Genomic DNA, 21,537 nt, shown 5'->3' with positions numbered 1-21,537 from the left:
GCTGCTCAAGCCTCTTTACGGGCGTTGAAGAACGCCGCTTCGCTGACAATTCGGTTAACCAGGCGGCCTACGCCTTCGACTTCCACAATCACTTCATCGCCCGGCACGACGTCGGCCAGGCCTTCGGGGGTGCCGGTGGCGATCATGTCGCCGGGTTGCAGGGTCATGAAGCTGGACAGGTATTCGATCAGGTAGGGAATGTCGAAAATCATGTCCTGGGTGCTGCCTTCCTGGCGCAGCTCGCCGTTGATCCAGGTGCGCAGTTTCAGGTTGCTCGGGTCCGGCACATCGGCCACATCGACGATCCATGGGCCGACGGGCGTGGTGGCGTCGCGGTTTTTCACGCGCAGGTTGGGCCGGTAGTAGTTTTCCAGGTAGTCGCGAATCGCGTAGTCGTTGCACACCGTGTAGCCCGCCAGGTAATCCAGGGCGTCTTCGCGCTTGACGTTGCGCGCCGGCTTGCCGATGACGGCCACCAGCTCGCACTCGTAGTGCATGTAGGCGACGTTATCCGGGCGCCAGGTCACCTGGTTGTGGCCGGTGTAGGTGCCCACGGACTTGATAAACGCCAGGGGTTCGGTCGGCGGCTTGAACGCCAGTTCAGCGGCGTGGTCGGCATAGTTCAGGCCCAGGGCGAACATGCTGCCGGTGGCCGGTGGCAGCCATTGCACCTGGTCTTCGGCCAGCAGGCGGCCGTCAGCCAGGCGCACGGCGTTTTCAGCTTCGACCTGTACCCAATGGACTTCACCTTCAAAGCGAATACGGGCGTGTTTCATGGGAGCTCCTCTGCCTTGATGTGGTTGACCAGGCGGCCGAGGCCGCTGATCTCGACCTCCACGGTGTCGCCGGGCTGTACATCCACCCGGCCTTCGGGCGTGCCGGTGATCAGCACATCGCCTGCGTGCAGGGTCATGAATTCGCTGATCTCGGCGATCAGCAATGGAATATTGCGCACGAAGTTGGCCGTGGTGTTGTGCTGGCGAACCTCGCCGTTGACGTACAGCGTGATCGCGAGATTGTGCGGGTTCGAGACCTGTGCGGTGGGGATCAGCTCGGGCCCGATGGCGCAGAACCCATCGCGGCATTTGGCTTTGACGGCGGGGCGGTAGTAGCTGTCTTCCGGCAGGCTGAACTCATTGACCAGGGTGTAGCCGGCCACGTAGTCGAGGGCTTCGGCCGCGCTGACGCGACTGGCGCTCTTGCCCATCACCACCCCCAATGCCGGCCCAGGTTGCAGGCGCTCGCCCTGGCCGGGATGCACCACCTCGGCGCCGTGCTGGTTGCGGGTGTTGGGCGTCTTGATGAACAGCACCGGCTTGACCGGCGGTTTCTGGTACGGCGGCTGTTCGAATTCGGCGAGGCGCTGCTTGAGCAACCCCTGGTAGTTCAGCGCGACACCGAAAAGGGTGCCGGTCGCGATGTCATGCAAGGCACGGCTCATGGGTTCTCCTGGCAGGGCCATGGCGGCCTTGCATTTAGTTAATGTGTTAACAGTTATAATTAAGATGTTAACTATCGTCAAGGGTGTAGACTGTCCACGGGGTGCTTGCAAGGTGAGCACCGCTGCATCAGGGCAATCACAATAAAAACGAGTAGCGTGCGATGAGCGACCGTCAACCCATCCCGAACATCAACATTGGCCAGGTGTACGACCAGCGCTACAGCGACGCCGAAGTCCATTACGATAAGCTGGCCAACCTGGCGGATTTCTTCGGGCGCAACATGCCCGTTCACCGGCATGACCGGTTCTTCCAGGTTCACTACGTAAAAAACGGCACCGTGCGCGTGTACCTGGACGACCAGCAATACGTCGAGTCCGGGCCGATGTTCTTCCTCACGCCACCCACGGTGCCGCACTCGTTTGTGACCGAGGCCGACAGTGACGGGCATGTGCTGACGGTGCGTCAGCAACTGGTGTGGCAACTGATCGAAGCCGACGCCAGCCTGGCGCCGGCCGGTGTGCAATTGCCGGCCGCGTGTGTTGCCCTGACGCAGTTGGCGCCGCAATACGCGGGCGATATCCGCCGCCTGGATTATCTGTTCGAGGAACTGCGCGAAGAGGTAAAAGCCCAGCGTTCCGGGCGCAGCGCAGCCCTGGACAGCCTGACGCGGTTGATCATGATCAGCCTGTTGCGGCTGTGTTCGAACTCGTTGAAAGCCACGCCCGCCCGTCACGAAGACTTGAAAATCTTCCACCGCTTCAACGAGCTGATCGAAGCGCACTACCAGCAACACTGGCCGTTGTCGCGCTATGCCCAGGGCATCGGCGTGACAGAGGCGCGGCTCAACGACGTGTGCCGGCGTATTGCCGACTTGCCGTCCAAGCGCCTGATCCTGGAGCGCCTGATGCAGGAAGCCAAGCGCCTGCTGCTGTTTACCGGCAGCTCGGCCAACGAGATCTGCTATCAGCTGGGGTTCAAGGACCCGGCCTATTTCAGTCGTTTTTTCCAGCGTTACGCACAGCTCACTCCGGGGGAGTACCGCCAGCGCCAATCGGGATTGCGTTGAGCCAGGCATAAGGGAGGTCTTGTTGATCTTGTGCGGATCATCATGAGCATCGCCGCGGTGCAACAGAATGGCTTTTACGCCGAACCGATTGTACTTTTCACAGCCCCCAGGCCGCTTGCAGCGGTTGGCCGGCGACACTAAGCTGCCGACTCGCCCATCCAATTGGTGCCGATATGGCCAACCCCAGACCTTCGCTGACCCTGACCCTGCTGCAAGCCCGTGAAGCCGCAATGGCGTTCTTCCGCCCGGCACTGAACAAGCATGCACTGACCGAGCAACAGTGGCGGGTCATTCGGATCCTGCGCCAGCAGGGCGAACTCGAAAGCCATCAACTCGCCCAGCAGGCCTGCATCCTGAAACCGAGCATGACCGGAGTGTTGACCCGCCTGGAGCGCGACGGCCTGGTGCGCCGGCAGAAGTCCAGCCAGGATCAGCGCCGGGTGTTCGTGGGCCTCACCGAGCGCGGCCAGCAGTGTTTCGTCTCCATGAGCGAGGGCATGGAAAGCAACTACCAGAAAATCGAAGCGCAGTTTGGCGCGGAGAAAATGCAGCAGTTGCTGGACTTGCTCAATGAGCTGAAAAACATCAAGCCTTGAAGGTGAAAAAATTCATTAACAGGTGAACGTATTTGCCCGAGGCTGGCATCGCGGGCGCACATCCTCACTATCCATTTTCGGCACACATGCACGCGCTGCCCCGGGTTCGGAATGGAACTTGCGTGCGATACGACCTGTAAGCCTTGCAACTGAAAAAGGTTAGGTCAATGAACAATAATAATGTGCAGATGCCTGCGGCCTCGGTGGTGCTTCCACCGGCGTTACCCCTCCAGCGTTTCCTGACCAGCGACATCGACGAGCACGCTCGCAATATGGGCGGCTGGCAGGTTCGCTACGATCAGTTATCACCCGGCTCCTTTGCCGGTGAGTTGCTGGAGTTCCGCTCGGACTGGATGCAACTGGTGCGCGACCGCTCTAATCAGGCCATGGTCAAGAGTGGTGTGGCCTGGAAAGGTGCGATCACCTTCAGCATTCCCTTAAGTGCCGACGGCCCGGTGTATTGCTCGGGGCATCCGATCCACGAGCCCAGCCTGTTGGTGGCCCACGGTGAAAACCTGCCCGAGCTGCACACTCCACAGCACCTGGACCTGCTCGGCGTGGCCATCGAAGAGCACGCCCTGGAACATGTGCTGGAGTGCCAGGGCATTCAGTTTCGAATTACCGATCTTCCCAGGTGTTACCGTTTGGGTGATTCATCCGTGCAACGTGACCTCGCGGCGTTGTTCGACGAGCTGGCGGGCTGTGATGCCGTGCTCGGGCATGACTCGATCCGCCGCGGCATCCGCGATGCGGTGATGCTGCATATGCTGGAGTTGATCGCCCCGGACCAGGCCCCACCCCTCAACCCCACGGCGCGCAAAAGAATGGTCGATCGCGCCCGCGAATATGCGTTGAGTCACCTCGACGAGCCGCTGTCGATCCTCGACCTGTGCAACCACATCGGCGCCAGCCGGCGCAAACTCCAGTACTGTTTTCAGGAGACCCTGGGCATCAACCCGGTGGCCTATCTGCGGGCATTGCGCCTCAATGCGGTGCGCCGCGAACTGCGAACCAGCACCCAAGCCCACGGCGTACAGGAAGTGGCGGCGCGCTGGGGCTTCTGGCATTTGAGCCGGTTCGCAAGCGATTACCGCACCATGTTCGGTGAAAGCCCTTCCCAGACCCTGCGTCGCACGCAACTCTGCTGAAAACGGATAACCGCCGCACTCTGCGCGTTACTAGGATGGCCCACACCACTTGATGGGAGGGGCATTCGATGATTCACCACAATAATGCAAGCGCCACACGCATGACGCTGTTCACCCTGGGGCTGCTGGGTTGCTGCGCCAGTGTCCAGGCCACCGAGAACGGTGCGCCGACCACCGCTGTCGGCGTTTACGATTTCGGCGCGGGGATGATGCCGCCGGCCACGCCGTTCGGGACCGTAGGGCTGCGCACGGCGTTTTACTCGGCCAATGTGCAGAAGGACCGTAACGGTCGCTCCGTCGACAACCACTTCTCACTGGATGTGTTGTCCATCGGCGTCGCCTACATGCGCATGACCGATCACACGGTGCTGGGCGCCAACTATGGTTTCGGCGTGGTGGTACCGTTCTTCAAGATGGACGCTTCCGTCAAGGTACCGACCCCGGCCGGCCCGCTGAGCCTGGAGGCCGATCCGTTTCGAATGGCCGACATGCAGTTTCTGCCGGTGATCCTGCAATGGAATCTGTCGCCGAACCTGTTTATCAACACGCAGTTGCAGATCCAGGCGCCCACCGGTGACTACGACAAGAATCGTTTGATCTCCCCAGGGCTCAATCACTGGACGTTCTCGCCGATCGTCAACGCCACCTACATCACCGACAGTGGCTTCGAGGTTTCCTCAAGCGTTGAGGTGGACGTCAATACCCGCAACCCCGCGACCGACTACAAGAACGGTGTCGAATACCGCCACGAATTTGCCGTGGGCCAGCATGTAGGGCCGTGGACCCTGGGCCTGGGTGGTTACTACTACCGCCAGTTCAGCGATGACGACGCGCCAGGGCTGCAATCGGGCAACCGCGCGCGGGTGCTGGCTGTCGGGCCGGCCGTGAGTTACTTCAAGCCCGGCCTGCCGCCCATTTGGCTGCACGCCTACAAGGAAACCGATGCCCGCAACCGTGCCGAAGGTTACACCGTGGCGCTGCGCATTTCTCAAAGTTTCTAAGGGGTTGGCCATGAACTCATCACATTCCGATTCCCCATCACCACGGCAAGCCACCGGGCGCCGTGAAGGGCTGGTGCTGATGCTGGGCAGCAGCCTGACCATCATGGGCGCGGCCATGGTGGCGCCGATCCTGCCCAAGCTGGGCGCCGAGTTCGGTGCGCTGGAACCGCGCGCCGACCTGCTGGTGCCCTTGGCGGTCACCGGGCCGGCACTCGCGATTGCGCTGTGCGCGCCGCTGGCCGGCTGGTTGGCCGACCGGGTCGGGCGCAAGGCGTTGCTGGTGATCGCCACGCTGTTGTATGCCGTGCTCGGGGCCATCCCGGCGCTGCTGGATAACTTGCCCGCCATCGTCGGTGTACGCCTGCTGTTCGGCGCGGCGGAGGCGGCGGTGATGACCTGTTGCGCGACGCTGATTGCCGACTATTGGCACGGCGAGGAACGGCTGCGCTACATCAATCGGCAAGTGGTCACCATCGGTTTGGTCGGCGCGCTGTTCTATGTCGTGGGCGGCGCGTTGGGCGAACACTCCTGGCGCCTGCCATTCCTGCTGTACCTGCTGCCACTGCTGTTGATACCGATGATGATAAAGGTGCTGTGGGAGCCCGCAGCCGCCCGCCAGCCCGTCGAGGTGGCTGAACAGGGCAGGGTGGCCGTGCTGCCGTTGGTGCTCGGTTATCTGCTGATCCTCAGTGGGATGGTGCTGAGTTTTATCGTGCCGATCCAGGCGCCGGTTTTACTCGTCAGCCTCGGCGTTACTTCAAGCACGATGATCGGGCTCTCGGCGGGGGGCAGTCTGCTGGCGACCCTGGGCGGTTCGTTAGCCTGGCCGCTGCTGCGCCGGCGCATCGGCATCCCCGGTTGCAATGCGCTGTTGCTGAGCCTGCTGGGCTTGGGGTTGTGGCTGCTGATGCGCGCACCGAGCTACAGCATGGTGCTGGTGGCCGTGCTGATCCATGGCCTGGGCGCCGGGCTGCTGGTGCCCAACGCGATGGCGCCGGTGATGAATGCCCTGAGCGCGAAAACCCGCGGGCGCGGCTTGGGCGGGTTCACGGCGTTTCTGTATTTCGGTCAATTTGTCAGCCCGCTGGTGGTGGCCGTGCTCAGCGTTTATTCGGGTGACGTGCGTCGTTCAATCCTGTGGCTGGCCTGCGCCAGTTTTGCCTCGGCCCTGGCCTGGGCACTGGCAGGCCTGCAAGCACGGCGCAAAGCGCTGACCCAGGCATTCGGATCAAGTCATTCGTAATCAAGAGGAGATAAGCATGGACATCCACAACCTGCTGGATAGCGAAGACGCCACCGGTTTGGCCGAATGGGTCAGGCGCGGTGAGGTGCAGCCCGGCGAGCTGCTGGAAGCGGTGATCGAGCGTATCGAACGGGTCGAACCGCAGCTGAATGCGGTGGCCGAGCGGCTTTACGATTCGGCCCGCCACTCGATGCGCGCGTCGCGCCCCGGCCACGCTGTGTTTGCCGGGGTGCCGACCCTGATCAAGGACCTGTTTTCGCCGGTCAACGGCGCGGCGATGACCAATGGCTCGCAGGCGTTGGGAGGCGCTCGCGCTGACGTTGAAGCCGAACACGTCAGCCGTATCCGCCGTGCCGGGTGTGTGATTGTCGGTACCAGCACCTCACCCGAATTCGGCACCTCGTATTCCACCGAGTCCAACCGCTTTGGCGCCACCCGCAACCCCTGGAACATCGCCCACAGTGCCGGCGGTTCCAGCGGCGGCGCGGCAGCCTTGGTGGCGGCGCGCGTCGTACCGTTTGCCCATGGCAACGATGGCGGCGGTTCCTTGCGTGTGCCGGCGTCCTGCTGTGGGGTGTTCGGCCTCAAGCCCAGCCGTGGGCTGCTGCCTTCCGGGCCGATGATCGGCGAGGGCTGGGCCGGGATGGGCAGCCCCCATGCGATTACCTTGTCGGTACGTGACAGCGCCGCGCTGCTGGATGCCACGGCCGGGATCGACCTGGGCGCGCCTTATGCCGCGCCGCTGCAGGCGCAGCCCTATGTCACCGCGCTGCAGCAGGACCCTCGGCCGCTGCGGATCGCCTTGGTCGAGCAGCTCGGGCCTTGGCCGACCTCCGGCGAAAGTGTGCAAGCCGTACGCCAGGCCGCCAGGTTGTGCGAATCCCTGGGGCACCGCGTTGAACCGGTCAATTTGCCGGTGGCGCTGCCGGCGTTTCTCGATCAGGTCTTCACCATCATCGGTGCAAGCACGCGCCACTATGTCGATGTGTTGGGGCAGATGCGCGGTTTCGCCGTGCAGCCTGAGGAACTGGAAGCCCGCACCCGCATTATCCTGCGCTGCAAAGGGGCCGTCAGCGGTGCGCAGTACGCCGGTGCCGTGGAATGGATTCATGCCCTGGGTCGGCAGTTGGCGGTGTTCATGCAGGATTACGACCTGATCCTCACGCCGACCCTGGCCCGCGAGCCGGTGCCGATCGGGGAGCTGGACCTGCAAGACGACCGCTTGAGCCTGGAGGAACTGATCGAACGGTTCCACAGCTACTCACCGTTCACGGCGCTGTTCAATGCCAGCGGGCAACCGGCGATGTCGGTACCGTTGTACTGGAGCGCTGCCGGCCTGCCGATGGGCGCCCACTTCGCCGCTCGCTTTGGCGAAGAAAGTACCCTGCTGGCCCTTGCGGGGCAGCTGGAGCGGGCCCAGCCCTGGCGCGGCCGGGTTCCGCCGGTCAACGCCTGTCGGTTGTGAGCGTCTGAGCGCTTCTGCATCGGGCGGGTGGACCGACCTGCCTGATGCAAAACGCCTTCTGGTCATTCGGCCGCGAATCGCTGCCGTTTTATCCGGTACATATCACCGTCCGCATGGCTGAGCAGGGTATCGGCATCTTCCCCGTCCTGGGGATAAACCGCCACGCCGATGCTGCAGGACGGCATCTTCACCCCACCAAACTCGGGCCCCAGCGGCTCGGCCATGACCGCGAGTATCTGCACCACCCTGGCAGAAATAGCCTCCCGCGACGGGATGTCGGTCAACAGCACCGTGAACTCATCACCGCCCATCCGCGCCACCAGGTCGCTGTCGAGTACGCAGCGTTCCAGGCGTCGGGCAATCGCACACAGCACGCGATCGCCCATGGCATGGCCATGCACATCGTTGATGCCCTTGAAGTCATTGATGTCCAGGAACAGCAACGCCAGGCCGCGGTTGTGGGACTGGGCACTGTGCAGGGCCTGGTCCAGCCGATCATTGAACAGTGAGCGGTTGGTCAGGCCCGTCAGCGGATCATGGTGGGCAAGGAAGCGCAGTTCTTCTTCGGCCTGGGTGAGCGCCGTCACGTCCCGTGCGACGCCGATGCGCGCGCCCACCTCTTTGGACCAGAAGGCCGCCCACAGGATGTGCACCACGCTGCCGTCCTTGCGTATGTAGCGGTTGCGAAAGTCGACATGGGAGTGGCCATTCATGACCCGCACAATGGAGGCCCGGGTGCGCGCCAGGTCTTCCGGGTGCATGTAGTGGGTGATCAGGGTGCCGACCAGTTCGTCGGCACGGTAGCCGAGCAGGGCCTCGCAGCCATCGCTGACGAAGACAATCTGGCTGTCGCCGTCGACAACAAATACCGTATCCAGCATCAGGTGGATCAGTTTGGGGTACAGCGCTTGCAGGTCAACGGGCATGGGGCATCGGGCGTCCGGTTCATATCGGTCGATCATAGCCCGATCATGAGCAGGGGCGTCGAGCAATCCTGCACATTTTTAGTCCGCTCGGCAGCCGCTGAGAGTGGCCAGGCAGAGGCTTTTCGCGTAGGGGGAGGCGCTGGGAGCCACAGGGAGGGTTGTCGTACAACCGAATGCGCTATGATGCGCGTTCCTCCGCCAACCGAGATAACCGTTCTTGATGGACAACCCGAACGTCCAGCCCACCGTTCGCCGCCGGCACCGCAGCCTGGCCGAAGAACTGGTCACCGAGCTTTCCCGGCGCATCTGTTCCGGTGAGCTGCCGCGTGCCACCAAGCTGCCCACCGAATCCGAAGTGATGGCCGAACATGGGGTGAGCCGCACGGTGGTGCGCGAGGCCATTTCGCGCCTGCAGGCCTCGGGCCTGGTGGAAACCCGGCACGGCGTCGGCACCTTTGTGAAGGATATCCCGAGCCCCAGCGGGTTTCGCATCGACCCGGACAGCATCGTGACCTTGCAGGATGTGCTGGCCGTGCTGGAATTGCGCATCAGCCTGGAGGTGGAGGCTGCCGGCCTGGCGTGCGTGGGGCGGACCGACGAGCAATTGCAGGTGATGCGCGACTCGCTGGATGCGCTCAACTCACGGGCGGTGAGTGCCGACTACGCGGTGTCGGCAGACTTTCAGTTCCATCAGCAGATCGCGCTGGCCACGGGCAATCGCTATTTCACCGACATCATGTTGCACCTGGGGCTCAACATCCTGCCGCGTACACGCCTGCACTCCAAACGCCTGGCCAACGATAACAAGGAGCCCTTCCTGGAGCGCTTGAGTCGTGAGCATGAGGACATCTACAAAGCCATCCTGCGCCGTGACGCCGATGCGGCTCGGGCGGCGATGCGCCTGCACCTGTCCAACAGCCGCGAGCGCATGCGCCGGGCCTATGAAGCTGCCGCCGCCGAGTTGTCGAACGGCCCGGCCGCGGTGAACGCGCCGCCCTGAAGCCGGCTGCCCGGTTCATCGGCCGGCGCTGGCGATTGCTGCTCGACCTTGGCGCGAAACGCTTCCGAACTGTCCTTGGGCGCAAAGCCCAGGTGCTCGGTGTGCCGGGTGCTCCACCAGCGATCGCGATTGGCCGAGACGCCATACACCACACTGTGTCCCACATCCTTGGCCAGCAGGGCGCGCGCCACCAGGTGGTCCAGGTCGGTGTAGCTCAGCCAGGTCGACAGCATCCGCCGGTTGCGCGGCTCGGGGAACGACGAGCCGATGCGCAAGCTCACGGTTTCAATCCCATAGCGATGAAAGTAGAACGCCGCCAGGTCTTCGCCGTAGGCCTTGGAGAGGGCGTAGTAGCCATCCGGACGGCGCGGTGAGTGCACGTCCAGTTCAACGTCCTGGGGATAGAAGCCGGTGACGTGGTTGGAGCTGGCAAACACAATCCGCTTGACCCCCTGCTGTCGCGCCGCCTCGTAAATGTGGAACGTGCCGCGAATATTGGCGTCGAGAATCTCCTCGAACGGCCGCTCCACGGAAATCCCGCCCAGGTGAACGATGGCGTCGACGCCGTTGACCAGTGCCGCCACGGCGGCCTTGTCGGCCAGGTTGCAGGTCATCACTTCGTCGTGCTCACCCCGGCTGGGGGTCATGGGGCTGATGTCCGAGGCGCGGACGCTGTCGGCATGGGCCTGCAAGGTGTTCCGCAGGATTTGCCCCAGGCCGCCGGCGGCGCCGGTGAGCAAGATGCGCGTGAAGGGTTTGGGGGGTGTGGTCATGGTCAGGTCTTCCATTGAAAGCTGAATGCAGGTGGCTTGCCTGTCGAGCGATGCGCAGTCGCCAGGCAAGTCGTGGGGGCTTTACATGAAGTTGTACTGGATGCCCAGGCGCCACCGCGCCTGGCGGTCTTCGGACGTGGCGTTGACCTTCACATCACCAATCTCCATGAACGGGGCCCATTCCTTGGTGAGCTTGTATTTGACGATCAGGTTCTGTTCGTAATCGCTCTTCTTGTTGTCGTAGCGGATGTAGTCAGTCTTGAAGTAGATGAACTGATATTCGTACGCCCACTTACTGGCCGGCGTGTAGCCGAGCCAGCCCTCGAAACGATGGGTGGTCTGGTCATCCTTGATGTGGTCGGGCAAGTCCTTGTTGACCTGGTCGCGGTCCAGCTTCTTGGCATCCAGGCGATAGCGCGTGGCGGCGTAGAACGCGTCGTTGATCTTGTAGTTGTACTTGAGGCCGAACTTGTAGGTGGTCGAGTCTTTCGAGCTGTCCATCTGGAACGCCGGGGTCAACGTCGATTGCGCGCTGAGTTTGTAGTTGTAGCTCACGGTGAACTCGTGCCCGTTGTTGACCATGTTGTCGTAGGCGACGTCTTCACGGTCGCCGGCGGTGCGGTATTTCATTTCCGCTTCAAATCCCAGGCCACTGTCCAGGCGGTAGTTGAGCTTGATTCGGTCAGCGTGGGCGCTGTCCTCCTCGGTGAACTGGTGGCGGTAGTTGATGCTGGCGGAGTCAGCGCTGACATACAGCGGCAGGCCGAGGGTCAGGGCAGTAACGAGCGTGCGTAGGGTGGTGTTCATACGGTCTTCTTTTTTGTTTTTGTTAGGGGCGTTTGACGGTTGCTACGGCAGTGGGTTGTTGCGTATGGCTCTCATCTAAGGTGCCGATATACGTTATCGTACGACAAGATGACTCGTCTATGGGTTATCGGTGGTTTTGAAACATCTTGAAATATATGTACCCAGTGAATAGGGCTTTACAGCAATCCAGGTTATTCCTTGGTTGTCTTTAAAAATAAGGGTTTTGTCGGGATTTACTGAAAATCTACGCGGAAGGGAGGCGGGTTATTGGGTCTTTTCAAGTGTTGTACGATGACCTATGATCGGTCGCAACAGACGACACTCCCGTCACAAATCCAATAAGAAGGCTTACGACGTCCATGAGAATCACAGCAGTCAACGTCCAGGTGTTTTCCTACCCGACCCGCCGCGCAGTGGACAGTGCCGGCCATGCGCACCCCGGTGATGTCACCCAGGCGCAGATGGCTTTGCTGCGCATCCAGACCGAAGACGGCCAGGAGGGTTATGCCTTCGGCGCCCCTGAACTGATCCGCCCGTATGTACTGGATGGTTTCGTGCGCAAAGTGCTGGTGGGGCAGAACGCTTTCGATCGCGAAAAGATCTGGCACGACCTCGCGCACTGGCAGCGCGGCAGTGCCAGCCAGTTGACCGACCGCGCCCTGGCGCTGGTGGAGCAGGCCCTGTGGGATTGGGCCGGGCGCAAACTGGGTGTGCCGGTGCACAAGTTGATTGGCGGTTTCCGCGATAAGGTGCCGGCCTACGGCTCCACCATGTGTGGCGACGAACTGCCCGGTGGCCTGGCCACCCCGGAAGACTACGGGCGTTTTGCCGAGACCCTGGTGCAGCGCGGCTACAAGGCCATCAAGCTGCACACCTGGATGCCGCCGGTGTCCTTTGCCCCAAGCCCGCGCATCGACGTCCAGGCTTGTGCGGCGGTACGCGAAGCGGTCGGCCCGGACATCGCCCTGATGCTCGACGGTTATCACTGGTACAGCCGCACCGAAGCGCTGTACATCGGGCGTGAGCTGGAGAAGCTCGACTTCGCCTGGTTCGAAGAGCCGATGATGGAAGAGTCCACCGAGTCCTATGCCTGGCTGGCGGGGCAGTTGGACATTCCGGTGCTGGGCCCGGAAACCCTGTCCGGCAAACACCTGAGCCGCGCCAGTTGGGTCAAGCACGATGTGTGCGATATCTTGCGCGCCGGTGTGGCGGGCGTCGGCGGCATTGCGCCGTGCCTGAAGGTTGCGCACCTGGCTGAATCCTTCGGCATGGATTGCGAGATTCATGGCAACGGTGCGGCCAACCTGGCCGTGGTCGGCGCGATCAAGAACTGCACCTGGTATGAGCGTGGCCTGTTGCACCCGTACCTGGATTACGACGAAGTACCGGCCTACCTCAAGCGTCTGGTAGACCCGATGGACAACGACGGTTTTGTGCACCTGTCCGACTTGCCGGGCCTGGGTGAAGACATCGATTTCAACTTCATCGAGACCAATACGCTTAAAAGCTTCTGACGTGTACAGGGTCAGCCCGGCATCCGTCGGGCTGATCAAGAGCCCTATAAATATAAAAAAGGCACTCTTGTTATGAGCATTTTCCCTTCGCTGTGGGCGCGGGTATTCGTCGCCGCCCTGGCCGTTACCGCTGTACCTGCAAGCTTTGCCAAAACGCCGGCTGATCAGTTGATTGTCGGCATGAGCATGATCAACCTGCTGTCCCTTGACCCGGCGGCGGCCACCGGCCTGGACGTGTCGGAGATCAACGCCAATCTCTATGACATGTTGCTGGTGCAGGACGTTGCCCAGCCGGATCGCCTGGTGCCGGCGCTGGCCGAGCGCTGGCAGGTCAGTGATGACCGCAAGACCCTGACCTTCAACCTGCGCACCGGCGTGAAATTCCAGTCCGGCAATGACCTGAGCGCCGAAGACGTTGCCTGGTCGTTGCAGCGCGTGCTCAAGCTCAACCTCGCACTGGCCTCTACCTGGAAGGCCTACGGCTTTACCGCCGAGAACGTCGAGCGCTACATGCGTGCCACGGATGCCTCGACCTTTGTGATCGAGCTGCCCCGGCCCACCGACCCGCTGCTGGTGCTCAACACCCTGGCGACCTCGCCGAGCGCCTTTATCCTCGATCGCAAGAAAGTCCTCGAACACCAGAAGAACAACGACATGGGCGCCGCCTGGCTGGTGACTCACGCCGCCGGCAGCGGTGCGTTCGTGCTCAATGACTGGCGCGCCAACGACGTGATCCTGATGAGCCGTTTCGACGGGTACTGGGGCGGCCCGGCCAAGCTCAAGCGCATCGTCATGCGCAACATGACCGAGTCGCAGTCGTTGCGCCTGATGATCGAGCGCGGCGACCTGGACATCGCCAAAGGCATGTCTGCGCCGGACATCGAAGCCCTGCAGAAAAGCGCCAAGGTCCGCACCCAGACCTTGCAGCGCGGCACCCTGTACTACGTCGCCCTGAGTGTGAAGCAACCGATGTTCGCTGATGCGCGCGTGCGCAAGGCCGTGCGTGCGCTGATCGATTACCAGGGCATCAACCAGACCGTCATGCCCCATTACGGCGTGATCAATCAACGGCCGCTGCCCCTGGGCCTGGCCGCGCGCCTACCGGATCCCGGCTACACGCTCAACGTCAAGCAGGCCAAGGCCTGGCTGGCCGAGGCCGGTTACCCGAACGGTTTCAAGACCACCATTCGCGTGCTCGCCGAACCGCCGTTTATCAACATTGCCTCCAACCTGCAGTCGACCCTGGCCCAGGCCGGTATTGACGCCAGCATCATCACCGGCACGGGCAACCAGATCTACGGCGCGATGCGTGAGCGCAGCTTCGACATCATCGTCGGCCGCGGCGGTGGCGGGGCGGAACGGCATCCGCACTCCAGCCTGCGTACGCTGGTGTACAACCCGGATAACCGCGATGAGGCCAAGCTCACCAATTTCCAGGGCTGGCGCACATCCTTCTACAGCCCTGAGCTGAACCAGCTGATCGAACGCGCGGAAGTCGAGCCTGACACAGGCAAGCAACTGGCCCAATACCGCGACATCCAGGAGCAGGTCGACCGGCAGGTCGGGGCCATTTTGCCGGTCTCGCAAATGACCGACACCGTGGTGGTGTACGAAGACGTCGCTGACTTCCAGGGCCATACCGCCGCGACCACGCGCTACAAAGACGTCTACAAGAAGCGCTGACCGATTATCAGGAGCTCACTATGTTTGTTATGACTGCCTCTGTCATGGGCGCTCGCGCGTCCAACACGGCCCGGCGTGCGGGTACGGTGCTGGTGACCTTGCTCGGCCTGCTGGCCCTGACGTTCATCATCGGCCGGGTCATGCCGCTCGACCCCGTGCTGGCGGTCGTCGGGCCGGATGCCGACAGTTCCACCTACGATCAGGTGTACCGGTCGATGGGCCTGGACAAGCCGATCTGGACCCAATTCGGTCTTTACCTCAATGACCTGCTCCACGGTGACTTCGGCAATGCGCTGTTGACCGGCCACCCGGTGCTCGACGACATCCTGCGGGTCTTCCCCGCGACGATTGAACTGGCCACCCTGGCGATCCTGTTCGGCGTGCTGATCGGTTTGCCCCTGGGCGTCTGTGCCGCCAGCAACCAGGGGCGGCTCGGCGATCACGTGGCGCGGGTGATCACCTTGTTCGGCTACTCCACGCCGATTTTCTGGCTGGGCATGATGGGGTTGCTGGTGTTCTACGCCTGGCTCGGCTGGGCCGGTGGAGCGGGGCGCATCGACCTGGCCTATGACGGCATGGTGCCCGAGGTCACCGGCCTGCTGCTGATCGACTCGACCCTGGCACGTGACTGGGAGGCCTTCGCCAGCGCCCTGCGCCACATCGTGTTGCCGGCGCTGATCCTCGGCCTGAACTCGGTGGCGTATATCAGCCGCATGACCCGCAGCTTCATGCTCGAGCAACTGTCCCAGGAGTACATCATCACCGCGCGGGTCAAGGGCCTGTCCCGGCGCCAGGTGGTGTGGGGGCATGCGTTTCGCAACATCCTCGTGCAGTTGCTGACGGTGGTTGCACTGGCCTACGGCTCGTTGCTGGAGGGCGCGGTGCTGATCGAAACCGTGTTTGCCTGGCCGGGGTTCGGCCAGTACCTGACCAGCAGCCTGATGCTCGGCGACATGAACGCGGTGATGGGCTGCGTGTTGGTGATCGGCTTGATTTTCGTTGCGCTCAACCTGATCAGCGACGCCTTGTACAAGGTGTTCGACCCCCGTACCCGTTAACGCACGGCGCCGTACCAATAAAACTATAAGAAGAAGGAATTTTGCATGAAGACGGTATTTTCAACACTGCACCTTGGCCTGTTAACGGCGATGCTCGCCCTTGGGCCGATGACAACGGCCAGCGCCAAGACCCCCGCCGATCAATTGATCGTCGGCATGAGCATGGTCAACCTGTTCTCCATCGACCCGGCCAATGCGCCTGGCCTGGATGCCTCCGGCGTCAACGCCAACCTCTACGACACGCTGATCAAGCGTGACCGGGGCAACCCGGAAAAACACCTGCCGCAATTGGCCGAACGCTGGGACATCAGCGAAGACGGCAAGCAGGTGACCTTTCACCTGCGCCAGGATGTGAAATTCCATTCGGGCAACCCGCTGACCGCCGAGGACGTGGCGTGGTCGCTGTACCGGGTGATGAAGCTCAATTTCGGCCTGGCCACCACCTGGAAGGCCTACGGCTACAGCGTCGAGAATATCCAATCGCTGATCCGCGCCACGGATGCCCACACCCTGGTCGTCGACCTGCCGCAGACCATGGACCCGCTGCTGCTGGTGGACTCCCTGGCGATCTCGCCGAGCGCTGTGGTCGTGGACCGCAAGACGGCCCTGGCCCATGAGAAAAACGGCGACCTCGGCGCCGGCTGGCTGGTGACCAACGAGGCCGGCAGTGGCCCCTTCGTGCTGAGCAAATGGAGCGCCAACGATTCGCTGCTGCTGACCCGTTTCGACGGCTACTGGGGCGGCGCGGCGAAGCTCAAGCGCGTGGTGGTGCGGCACATGACCGAATCTCAATCCTTGCGCCTGATGCTCGAACGCGGCGACCTCGACCTGGCCTACGGCATGGCGGCGCCGGACATTCGCGCCATCGACGGCTCGGACAAGATCCAGGTGCAATCATTGCCGCGCGGCACTATGTACTACGTGGCGATGAGCATGAAGCAACCCGAGTTTGCCAAGACTCAGGTGCGTGAAGCCGTGCGCAACCTGATCGACTACAAGGGCCTGGATGAACAGGTGATGCCGTATTACGGCAAGCTCAATCAGCAGCCGATGCAGTTGGGGCTGGAAGCGCGCTTGCCGGATCCGGGTTATCACATGGACGTAGCCAAGGCGAAAAAGCTGCTGGCCGAGGCGGGTTACCCCAACGGTTTCAACACCACCATTCGCACGCTGTCGGAGCCGCCGTTCATTGACATCGCCGCGCGCCTGCAAGCGACCCTGGCCGAAGGCGGGATCAAGGCCAGCATCGTCACCGGCACCGGCAACCAGGTCTACGGCGCCATGCGCGCGCGCAATTTCGAGATCATCGTGGCCCGTGGCGCCGAGCGTTATCCCCATCCGTATTTCAGCCTGCGCACCTTCGCCTACAACCCCGACAACAGCGATGACGCCGGCTTGCCGAACTTCCAGGGTTGGCGCGCTTCATTCTTCAATCCGCAGCTCAACAGCCTGATCGACCAGGCGGGCGTGACGCGCGATTCGGCACAGCGGGTCAGCCTGTATCACCAGGCGCAGAGGCTCTATGACCAGCAGGTGGGGCCGATCCTGATGATCTCGCAGATGACCGACACCGTGGTCAGCGCGGCCGACGTCAAGGGTTTCAGTGGTGACGATGCCGAGGCCACCCGCTACCTGGGTGTCTACAAGCAGCGTTGAGTGGGGCTGCGGCCCTTCAGAATTCACACAGAGAAGATGCTTATGAATGCCAATCTGTCTTCCATCGACACGGCGGCGAAGCGGCCGGTGGATCGCTCGCCGGGCTCCAGTTTCGATGCCTTCTGCAAGAGCGGCCTGCGGGTGCTGCGTCACCTGTTGCGCAACCCCATGACCCTGGCGGGTCTGCTGGTTGCGCTGCTCTTGGTGGTGGTCGCGGCCTTTGCGCCATGGATCGCCACCCATGACCCGGTCGCGCAAAACCTTGCCACAGCCTTGCAGGCGCCGGGCTCGACGCACTGGTTCGGTACCGACGAATATGGTCGGGATATTTTCAGTCGGCTGGTCTATGGCTCGCGGATCACGCTGTACATCATTGCCCTGGTAACCGTGATCGTCGGTCCCATCGGGCTGTTTATCGGCACCGTCTCGGGCTACTTCGGCGGGGCGGTCGACACCGTGTTCATGCGCCTGACCGATATCTTTATTTCCTTCCCCAGCCTGGTCCTGGCGCTGGCCTTTATCGCCGCCCTGGGCCCTGGTCTGGAGCATGCGGTGGTGGCGATTGCCTTGACCTCATGGCCACCGATTGCGCGGCTCGCGCGGGCTGAAACCCTGTCCCTGCGCAACGCCGACTTTGTCGTCGCCGTGGAACTGCAAGGCGCGTCGCCGGCGCGGATTATCCTGCGCCATATCGTGCCGATGTGCCTGTCCTCGGTGATCATCCGCCTGACCATGAACATGGCCGGGATCATCCTCACCGCCGCCGCGTTGGGCTTTCTCGGCCTGGGTGCCCAGGCGCCGCTGCCGGAGTGGGGCGCGATGATTTCCACCGGGCGCCGCTACATGCTCGAGTGCTGGTGGCTGGTGGCGGTTCCCGGGGCGGCGATCATGTTGGTCAGCCTGGCCTTCAACCTGTTGGGCGATGGCCTGCGGGACATCCTTGATCCGCGCAGCGAATAATCGGAGAACACCTTATGTCTGCCATCAAGCTGAATGTCGAAGGGCTGAATGTGCGCTTCGTCAGTGGCCAGAAAGAAACCCACGCCGTGCGTGATGTGTCCTTTACCTTGGGGCGGGAGAAACTGGCGATTGTCGGTGAGTCCGGCTCAGGCAAGTCCACCGTCGGGCGCAGCCTGCTCAAGCTGCATCCGCCCAGCGCCAGAATCACCGCCAAGGCCATGGCGTTTGGCGAGGTCGACCTGCTCTCGGCCAGTGAAAAGGCGATGCAGAAGATTCGCGGCCAGCGCATCTCGATGATCATGCAAGACCCCAAGTACTCGCTGAACCCGGTGGTCAAGGTGGGCGACCAGATTGCCGAAGCCTACCTGGCCCACCACAAGGCCAGTCGCAGTGATGCGCGCGAGCGAGTCATGCAGATGCTCGAGCAGGTGCATATCCGCGATCCGAAGCGGGTCTACAACCTGTACCCCCACGAGGTGTCCGGCGGTATGGGCCAGCGCATCATGATCGCGATGATGGTGATCACCCGCCCGGAAGTGATCATTGCCGATGAGCCTACGTCGGCGCTGGATGTCTCGGTGCGCCAGCAAGTGCTCAGCGTGCTGGAGGAGCTGGTGGACCAGCAGCAGATGGGGCTGATTTTTGTCAGTCACGACCTCAACCTGGTGCGCAACTACTGTGACCGCGTGCTGGTGATGTACGCCGGGCGCGTCGTCGAATCCCTGGCCGCCTGTGACCTGCAATACGCCGAGCATCCCTACACCCGTGGCCTGCTGGCCGCGCTGCCGAGCATGGATAACCGCCGCGTGCACCTGCCGGTGCTCAAGCGCGATCCACTCTGGCTGACTCAATAAGGAACCTGACCATGCCCATGATCCAAGCGCACGCCTTGAACCTGAGTTTCGGCACCGGCGCTGCCATCAACCAGGTGCTGCACGATGTGAGCCTGAGTGTCGCCGACGGCGAATCGTTCGGCCTGGTGGGGGAGTCCGGTTCGGGCAAGACCACCGTGCTGCGCTGCCTGGCCGGGCAATACCGGCATTGGAACGGGGAGCTGAGCATCGCCGGCGCGCCGTTGCAGCACAAGATTCCCAAGGAGCACTTTCGCAAAGTGCAGATGGTCTTCCAGGACCCCTACGGCTCCCTGCACCCCAGGCACACCATCGACACCGCTCTGCGCGAACCACTGATCATCCACGGGGTAGGGGACAAGGACGACCGGATCAACGAGATCCTGCTCAAGGTCGGCCTGAACGACAGCTTCCGCTTTCGCTATCCCCATCAGTTGTCCGGTGGGCAGCGCCAGCGCGTGGCCATTGCGCGCGCATTGATCCTTGAGCCCCGCGTGCTGTTGCTGGATGAACCGACCTCGGCCCTGGATGTGTCGGTCCAGGCCGAGATCCTCAACTTGCTGGCGGACCTGCGCCAGCGCGAGAAACTCACCTATTTGCTGGTCACCCATGATTTGGGGGTGGTCACTCACTTGTGCGACCGGGTGGCGGTGATGCAGCACGGCAGGATCGTCGAATTGCTCGACTGCCAGGCCTTGAGTCAGGACCAGGCCGTGCACGACTACACGCGCATGCTGGTGCAGGCCAGTCGTGACTTCAGCCAGGAGTCTGAACGACGGCGGGTCGGGTGATTTCTGTTGTCATCGTATAACTATGGTTGATTGGTAACGCGCTAATTACTATGAAATGCGATTAATGTGCTGTTTTTATTGAATTAAATCTAAATGTGCGAACTAAGGCGCTTAGGGCTAGCTAACAATCATTTGTAGTTGTACGATGACGTACCTCTCAAGGTATCCCTTTATTTTTTGATTTGAGGTTTGCGAACATGACGCCACAAGAATTAAAAACAGTCCTGTCTTCCGGCTTGCTCTCGTTCCCGGTTACCGACTTTGACGCGGCCGGTGACTTCCGTGCCAACACCTATGCCCGCCGCCTGGAATGGCTGGCCCCCTACGGCGCCAGCGCGTTGTTCGCGGCCGGGGGCACCGGGGAATTCTTCTCCCTGGAAGCCAAGGAATACACGCAGATCATCAAGACTGCGGTGGACACCTGCAAAGGCCAGGTGCCCATCCTCGCCGGGGCAGGGGGCCCGACTCGTCAGGCCATCGCCTACGCCCAGGAGGCCGAGCGCCTCGGTGCCGCCGGTATTCTGCTGATGCCTCACTACCTCACCGAAGCCAGCCAGAAAGGCCTGGTGGCCCACGTTGAGCAGGTGTGCAATTCGGTGGATTTCGGCGTGGTGGTGTACAACCGCAACCTGTGCCGTCTCAATGCCGACAGCCTCGAGCAACTGGCCGAGCGCTGCCCGAACCTGATCGGCTTCAAGGATGGCATTGGTGAAGTCGAATCCATGGTGTCGATCCGTCGTCGCCTCGGCGATCGCCTGACCTACCTCGGCGGGCTGCCGACCGCCGAAGTCTATGCCGCGGCCTACAAGGCCCTGGGCGTGCCGGTGTATTCCTCGGCGGTATTCAACTTCATCCCGAAAACCGCGATGGATTTCTACCGCGCCGTGGCCGCCGACGACCACGCCACCGTGGGCCGCTTGATCGATGATTTCTTCCTGCCGTACCTGGCGATCCGCAACCGCTGCGAAGGCTATGGCGTGAGTATCGTCAAGGCCGGTGCACGCCTGGTCGGCCACGACGCCGGCCCCGTGCGCGCGCCGTTGACCGACTTGCTGCCTGAAGAAGTGGAGCAGTTGGACGTGCTGATCAAGGCGCTGGGCGCCCAGTAAGCTGTCAGTCTGCGGCGCCCTGTGTGGCGCCGCTGTCCTTTCATCAACCTGAGGTTTGACCATGCCCCACTGCATCATCGATTGCCCGGCGGCCCTGGCCCAGCGCATCGGCGAACACACCCTGCTGGCCACCGTACACGATGCCCTCGACAGCTTCGGCGTATTCAAGCCCGGCGACATCAAGGTGCGGCTCAACGGCTTCACCCATTACCGCTGTGGCAGCACTCAAGATGACTTCGTGCACGTCGCCCTGTACCTGTTCGCCGGGCGCACTGCCGAACAGCAACGCAGCCTGGCTTCGGCGACGCTGGGCGCCCTGATTGAACTGCTGCCGCAGGTCGATGCGCTGTCCATGGATGTACGCGAAATGCCCCGCGAGACCTTCGTCAATCGCAGCCAATACCTCGAAGAATCCGGGCGGCAGAGGTCGCGCCCCTCGATGTGAATA

The 21,537-nt window shown here is 62.3% G+C and carries 21 protein-coding genes; 16 read left to right on the top strand and 5 right to left on the bottom strand.

The genetic code is table 11. The annotated features are described in order from the left end of the window. Positions 1-5: 5 nt before the first annotated feature. A complete protein-coding gene (locus AC07OT_RS28590) occupies positions 6-776 on the bottom strand; it encodes a fumarylacetoacetate hydrolase family protein (protein WP_495109648.1) in 771 nt (256 codons plus the stop codon). Beyond that, complete coding sequence (locus AC07OT_RS28585) at positions 773-1,441, bottom strand: fumarylacetoacetate hydrolase family protein (RefSeq protein ID WP_065939659.1); 669 nt, start codon at positions 1,439-1,441, stop codon at positions 773-775. The genes AC07OT_RS28590 and AC07OT_RS28585 overlap by 4 nt, the downstream gene beginning before the upstream one ends. A 161-nt stretch (positions 1,442-1,602) precedes the next feature. On the opposite strand from AC07OT_RS28585, the gene hpaA reads away from it, so the two are divergent. The 6 genes from hpaA to AC07OT_RS28555 all read left to right on the top strand — a co-directional run bounded on the left by hpaA (position 1,603) and on the right by AC07OT_RS28555 (position 7,961). After that, positions 1,603-2,508 (top strand): 4-hydroxyphenylacetate catabolism regulatory protein HpaA, encoded by a 906-nt coding sequence (gene hpaA, locus AC07OT_RS28580; RefSeq protein WP_495109647.1) that lies wholly within the window; start codon positions 1,603-1,605, stop codon positions 2,506-2,508. Positions 2,509-2,681: 173 nt separating this feature from the next. Continuing rightward, positions 2,682-3,104, top strand: a complete 423-nt coding sequence (gene hpaR, locus AC07OT_RS28575; RefSeq protein ID WP_027603497.1) for a homoprotocatechuate degradation operon regulator HpaR — start codon at positions 2,682-2,684, stop codon at positions 3,102-3,104. A 167-nt stretch (positions 3,105-3,271) separates the two neighbouring features. Continuing rightward, entirely contained in the window at positions 3,272-4,252 is a 981-nt protein-coding gene (locus tag AC07OT_RS28570; RefSeq protein ID WP_065939661.1) for a helix-turn-helix domain-containing protein, read from the top strand. A gap of 68 nt (positions 4,253-4,320) precedes the next feature. Continuing rightward, positions 4,321-5,253 carry a SphA family protein gene (locus AC07OT_RS28565; RefSeq protein WP_175472343.1) on the top strand — a complete coding sequence of 311 codons (933 nt, stop codon included), beginning with the start codon at positions 4,321-4,323 and terminating at the stop codon, positions 5,251-5,253. A gap of 10 nt (positions 5,254-5,263) precedes the next feature. Continuing rightward, positions 5,264-6,496, top strand: coding sequence for an MFS transporter (locus tag AC07OT_RS28560; protein WP_495109646.1), 1,233 nt, complete (start codon positions 5,264-5,266; stop codon positions 6,494-6,496). A 16-nt stretch (positions 6,497-6,512) separates the two neighbouring features. Continuing rightward, positions 6,513-7,961: an amidase gene (locus tag AC07OT_RS28555; protein WP_495109645.1), complete on the top strand. Its 1,449-nt coding sequence runs from the start codon at positions 6,513-6,515 to the stop codon at positions 7,959-7,961. Between the two features lie 62 nt (positions 7,962-8,023). On the opposite strand, the gene AC07OT_RS28550 is transcribed toward AC07OT_RS28555, so the two are convergent. Beyond that, positions 8,024-8,887 carry a sensor domain-containing diguanylate cyclase gene (locus AC07OT_RS28550; RefSeq protein ID WP_146477536.1) on the bottom strand — a complete coding sequence of 288 codons (864 nt, stop codon included), beginning with the start codon at positions 8,885-8,887 and terminating at the stop codon, positions 8,024-8,026. Positions 8,888-9,107: 220 nt separating this feature from the next. Between AC07OT_RS28550 and AC07OT_RS28545 the strand changes: the two genes are divergently transcribed. Continuing rightward, a complete protein-coding gene (locus AC07OT_RS28545; protein WP_065939665.1) occupies positions 9,108-9,887 on the top strand; it encodes a FadR/GntR family transcriptional regulator in 780 nt (259 codons plus the stop codon). On the opposite strand, the gene AC07OT_RS28540 is transcribed toward AC07OT_RS28545, so the two are convergent. Further along, positions 9,827-10,660: an NAD-dependent epimerase/dehydratase family protein gene (locus tag AC07OT_RS28540; RefSeq protein WP_495109644.1), complete on the bottom strand. Its 834-nt coding sequence runs from the start codon at positions 10,658-10,660 to the stop codon at positions 9,827-9,829. The genes AC07OT_RS28545 and AC07OT_RS28540 overlap by 61 nt on opposite strands. An 81-nt stretch (positions 10,661-10,741) precedes the next feature. Beyond that, positions 10,742-11,467, bottom strand: a complete 726-nt coding sequence (locus AC07OT_RS28535; RefSeq protein ID WP_495109643.1) for an oligogalacturonate-specific porin KdgM family protein — start codon at positions 11,465-11,467, stop codon at positions 10,742-10,744. Positions 11,468-11,826: 359 nt separating this feature from the next. Between AC07OT_RS28535 and AC07OT_RS28530 the strand changes: the two genes are divergently transcribed. The 9 genes from AC07OT_RS28530 (at position 11,827) to AC07OT_RS28490 (ending at position 21,534) form a co-directional block, all read left to right on the top strand. Further along, positions 11,827-12,981 (top strand): mandelate racemase family protein, encoded by a 1,155-nt coding sequence (locus tag AC07OT_RS28530; RefSeq protein WP_495109642.1) that lies wholly within the window; start codon positions 11,827-11,829, stop codon positions 12,979-12,981. A gap of 72 nt (positions 12,982-13,053) precedes the next feature. Next, complete coding sequence (locus AC07OT_RS28525) at positions 13,054-14,664, top strand: ABC transporter substrate-binding protein (RefSeq protein WP_495109641.1); 1,611 nt, start codon at positions 13,054-13,056, stop codon at positions 14,662-14,664. 20 nt (positions 14,665-14,684) lie between these two features. Then, the gene (locus AC07OT_RS28520) at positions 14,685-15,722 is read left to right on the top strand and encodes an ABC transporter permease (protein ID WP_065923970.1); all 1,038 of its coding nucleotides are present in this window, start codon (positions 14,685-14,687) and stop codon (positions 15,720-15,722) included. 45 nt (positions 15,723-15,767) lie between these two features. Next, positions 15,768-17,378, top strand: coding sequence for an ABC transporter substrate-binding protein (locus tag AC07OT_RS28515; RefSeq protein ID WP_495109640.1), 1,611 nt, complete (start codon positions 15,768-15,770; stop codon positions 17,376-17,378). A 42-nt stretch (positions 17,379-17,420) separates the two neighbouring features. Continuing rightward, on the top strand, positions 17,421-18,338 hold the full coding sequence (locus tag AC07OT_RS28510) for an ABC transporter permease (protein ID WP_495109639.1): 918 nt from the start codon (positions 17,421-17,423) through the stop codon (positions 18,336-18,338). 14 nt (positions 18,339-18,352) lie between these two features. Further along, positions 18,353-19,192, top strand: coding sequence for an ABC transporter ATP-binding protein (locus AC07OT_RS28505; RefSeq protein WP_027603511.1), 840 nt, complete (start codon positions 18,353-18,355; stop codon positions 19,190-19,192). A gap of 11 nt (positions 19,193-19,203) precedes the next feature. After that, on the top strand, positions 19,204-19,980 hold the full coding sequence (locus AC07OT_RS28500) for an ABC transporter ATP-binding protein (RefSeq protein WP_065939670.1): 777 nt from the start codon (positions 19,204-19,206) through the stop codon (positions 19,978-19,980). A gap of 197 nt (positions 19,981-20,177) precedes the next feature. Continuing rightward, on the top strand, positions 20,178-21,089 hold the full coding sequence (gene kdgD / locus AC07OT_RS28495; protein ID WP_495109638.1) for a 5-dehydro-4-deoxyglucarate dehydratase: 912 nt from the start codon (positions 20,178-20,180) through the stop codon (positions 21,087-21,089). Between the two features lie 61 nt (positions 21,090-21,150). Beyond that, positions 21,151-21,534: a 5-carboxymethyl-2-hydroxymuconate Delta-isomerase gene (locus tag AC07OT_RS28490; RefSeq protein WP_495109637.1), complete on the top strand. Its 384-nt coding sequence runs from the start codon at positions 21,151-21,153 to the stop codon at positions 21,532-21,534. Positions 21,535-21,537: the final 3 nt, after the last annotated feature.

Source organism: Pseudomonas sp. GW821-FHT09C10, from assembly GCF_059418085.1.
This window is presented reverse-complemented; position numbering and strand designations above follow the sequence as displayed.

Excerpts from the sequence above, each read along its gene's own strand:
- AC07OT_RS28545 (WP_065939665.1), top strand. The coding sequence starts at position 9,108 with ATGGACAACCCGAACGTCCAGCCCACCGTTCGCCGCCGGCACCGCAGC.
- AC07OT_RS28550 (WP_146477536.1), bottom strand. The coding sequence starts at position 8,887 with ATGCCCGTTGACCTGCAAGCGCTGTACCCCAAACTGATCCACCTGATG.
- AC07OT_RS28505 (WP_027603511.1), top strand. The coding sequence starts at position 18,353 with ATGTCTGCCATCAAGCTGAATGTCGAAGGGCTGAATGTGCGCTTCGTC.
- AC07OT_RS28500 (WP_065939670.1), top strand. The coding sequence starts at position 19,204 with ATGCCCATGATCCAAGCGCACGCCTTGAACCTGAGTTTCGGCACCGGC.
- AC07OT_RS28510 (WP_495109639.1), top strand. The coding sequence starts at position 17,421 with ATGAATGCCAATCTGTCTTCCATCGACACGGCGGCGAAGCGGCCGGTG.
- hpaR (WP_027603497.1), top strand. The coding sequence starts at position 2,682 with ATGGCCAACCCCAGACCTTCGCTGACCCTGACCCTGCTGCAAGCCCGT.
- AC07OT_RS28585 (WP_065939659.1), bottom strand. The coding sequence starts at position 1,441 with ATGAGCCGTGCCTTGCATGACATCGCGACCGGCACCCTTTTCGGTGTC.
- AC07OT_RS28540 (WP_495109644.1), bottom strand. The coding sequence starts at position 10,660 with ATGACCACACCCCCCAAACCCTTCACGCGCATCTTGCTCACCGGCGCC.
- AC07OT_RS28590 (WP_495109648.1), bottom strand. The coding sequence starts at position 776 with ATGAAACACGCCCGTATTCGCTTTGAAGGTGAAGTCCATTGGGTACAG.
- AC07OT_RS28520 (WP_065923970.1), top strand. The coding sequence starts at position 14,685 with ATGTTTGTTATGACTGCCTCTGTCATGGGCGCTCGCGCGTCCAACACG.
- AC07OT_RS28490 (WP_495109637.1), top strand. The coding sequence starts at position 21,151 with ATGCCCCACTGCATCATCGATTGCCCGGCGGCCCTGGCCCAGCGCATC.
- hpaA (WP_495109647.1), top strand. The coding sequence starts at position 1,603 with ATGAGCGACCGTCAACCCATCCCGAACATCAACATTGGCCAGGTGTAC.
- AC07OT_RS28525 (WP_495109641.1), top strand. The coding sequence starts at position 13,054 with ATGAGCATTTTCCCTTCGCTGTGGGCGCGGGTATTCGTCGCCGCCCTG.
- AC07OT_RS28560 (WP_495109646.1), top strand. The coding sequence starts at position 5,264 with ATGAACTCATCACATTCCGATTCCCCATCACCACGGCAAGCCACCGGG.
- kdgD (WP_495109638.1), top strand. The coding sequence starts at position 20,178 with ATGACGCCACAAGAATTAAAAACAGTCCTGTCTTCCGGCTTGCTCTCG.
- AC07OT_RS28565 (WP_175472343.1), top strand. The coding sequence starts at position 4,321 with ATGATTCACCACAATAATGCAAGCGCCACACGCATGACGCTGTTCACC.
- AC07OT_RS28530 (WP_495109642.1), top strand. The coding sequence starts at position 11,827 with ATGAGAATCACAGCAGTCAACGTCCAGGTGTTTTCCTACCCGACCCGC.
- AC07OT_RS28535 (WP_495109643.1), bottom strand. The coding sequence starts at position 11,467 with ATGAACACCACCCTACGCACGCTCGTTACTGCCCTGACCCTCGGCCTG.
- AC07OT_RS28570 (WP_065939661.1), top strand. The coding sequence starts at position 3,272 with ATGAACAATAATAATGTGCAGATGCCTGCGGCCTCGGTGGTGCTTCCA.
- AC07OT_RS28515 (WP_495109640.1), top strand. The coding sequence starts at position 15,768 with ATGAAGACGGTATTTTCAACACTGCACCTTGGCCTGTTAACGGCGATG.
- AC07OT_RS28555 (WP_495109645.1), top strand. The coding sequence starts at position 6,513 with ATGGACATCCACAACCTGCTGGATAGCGAAGACGCCACCGGTTTGGCC.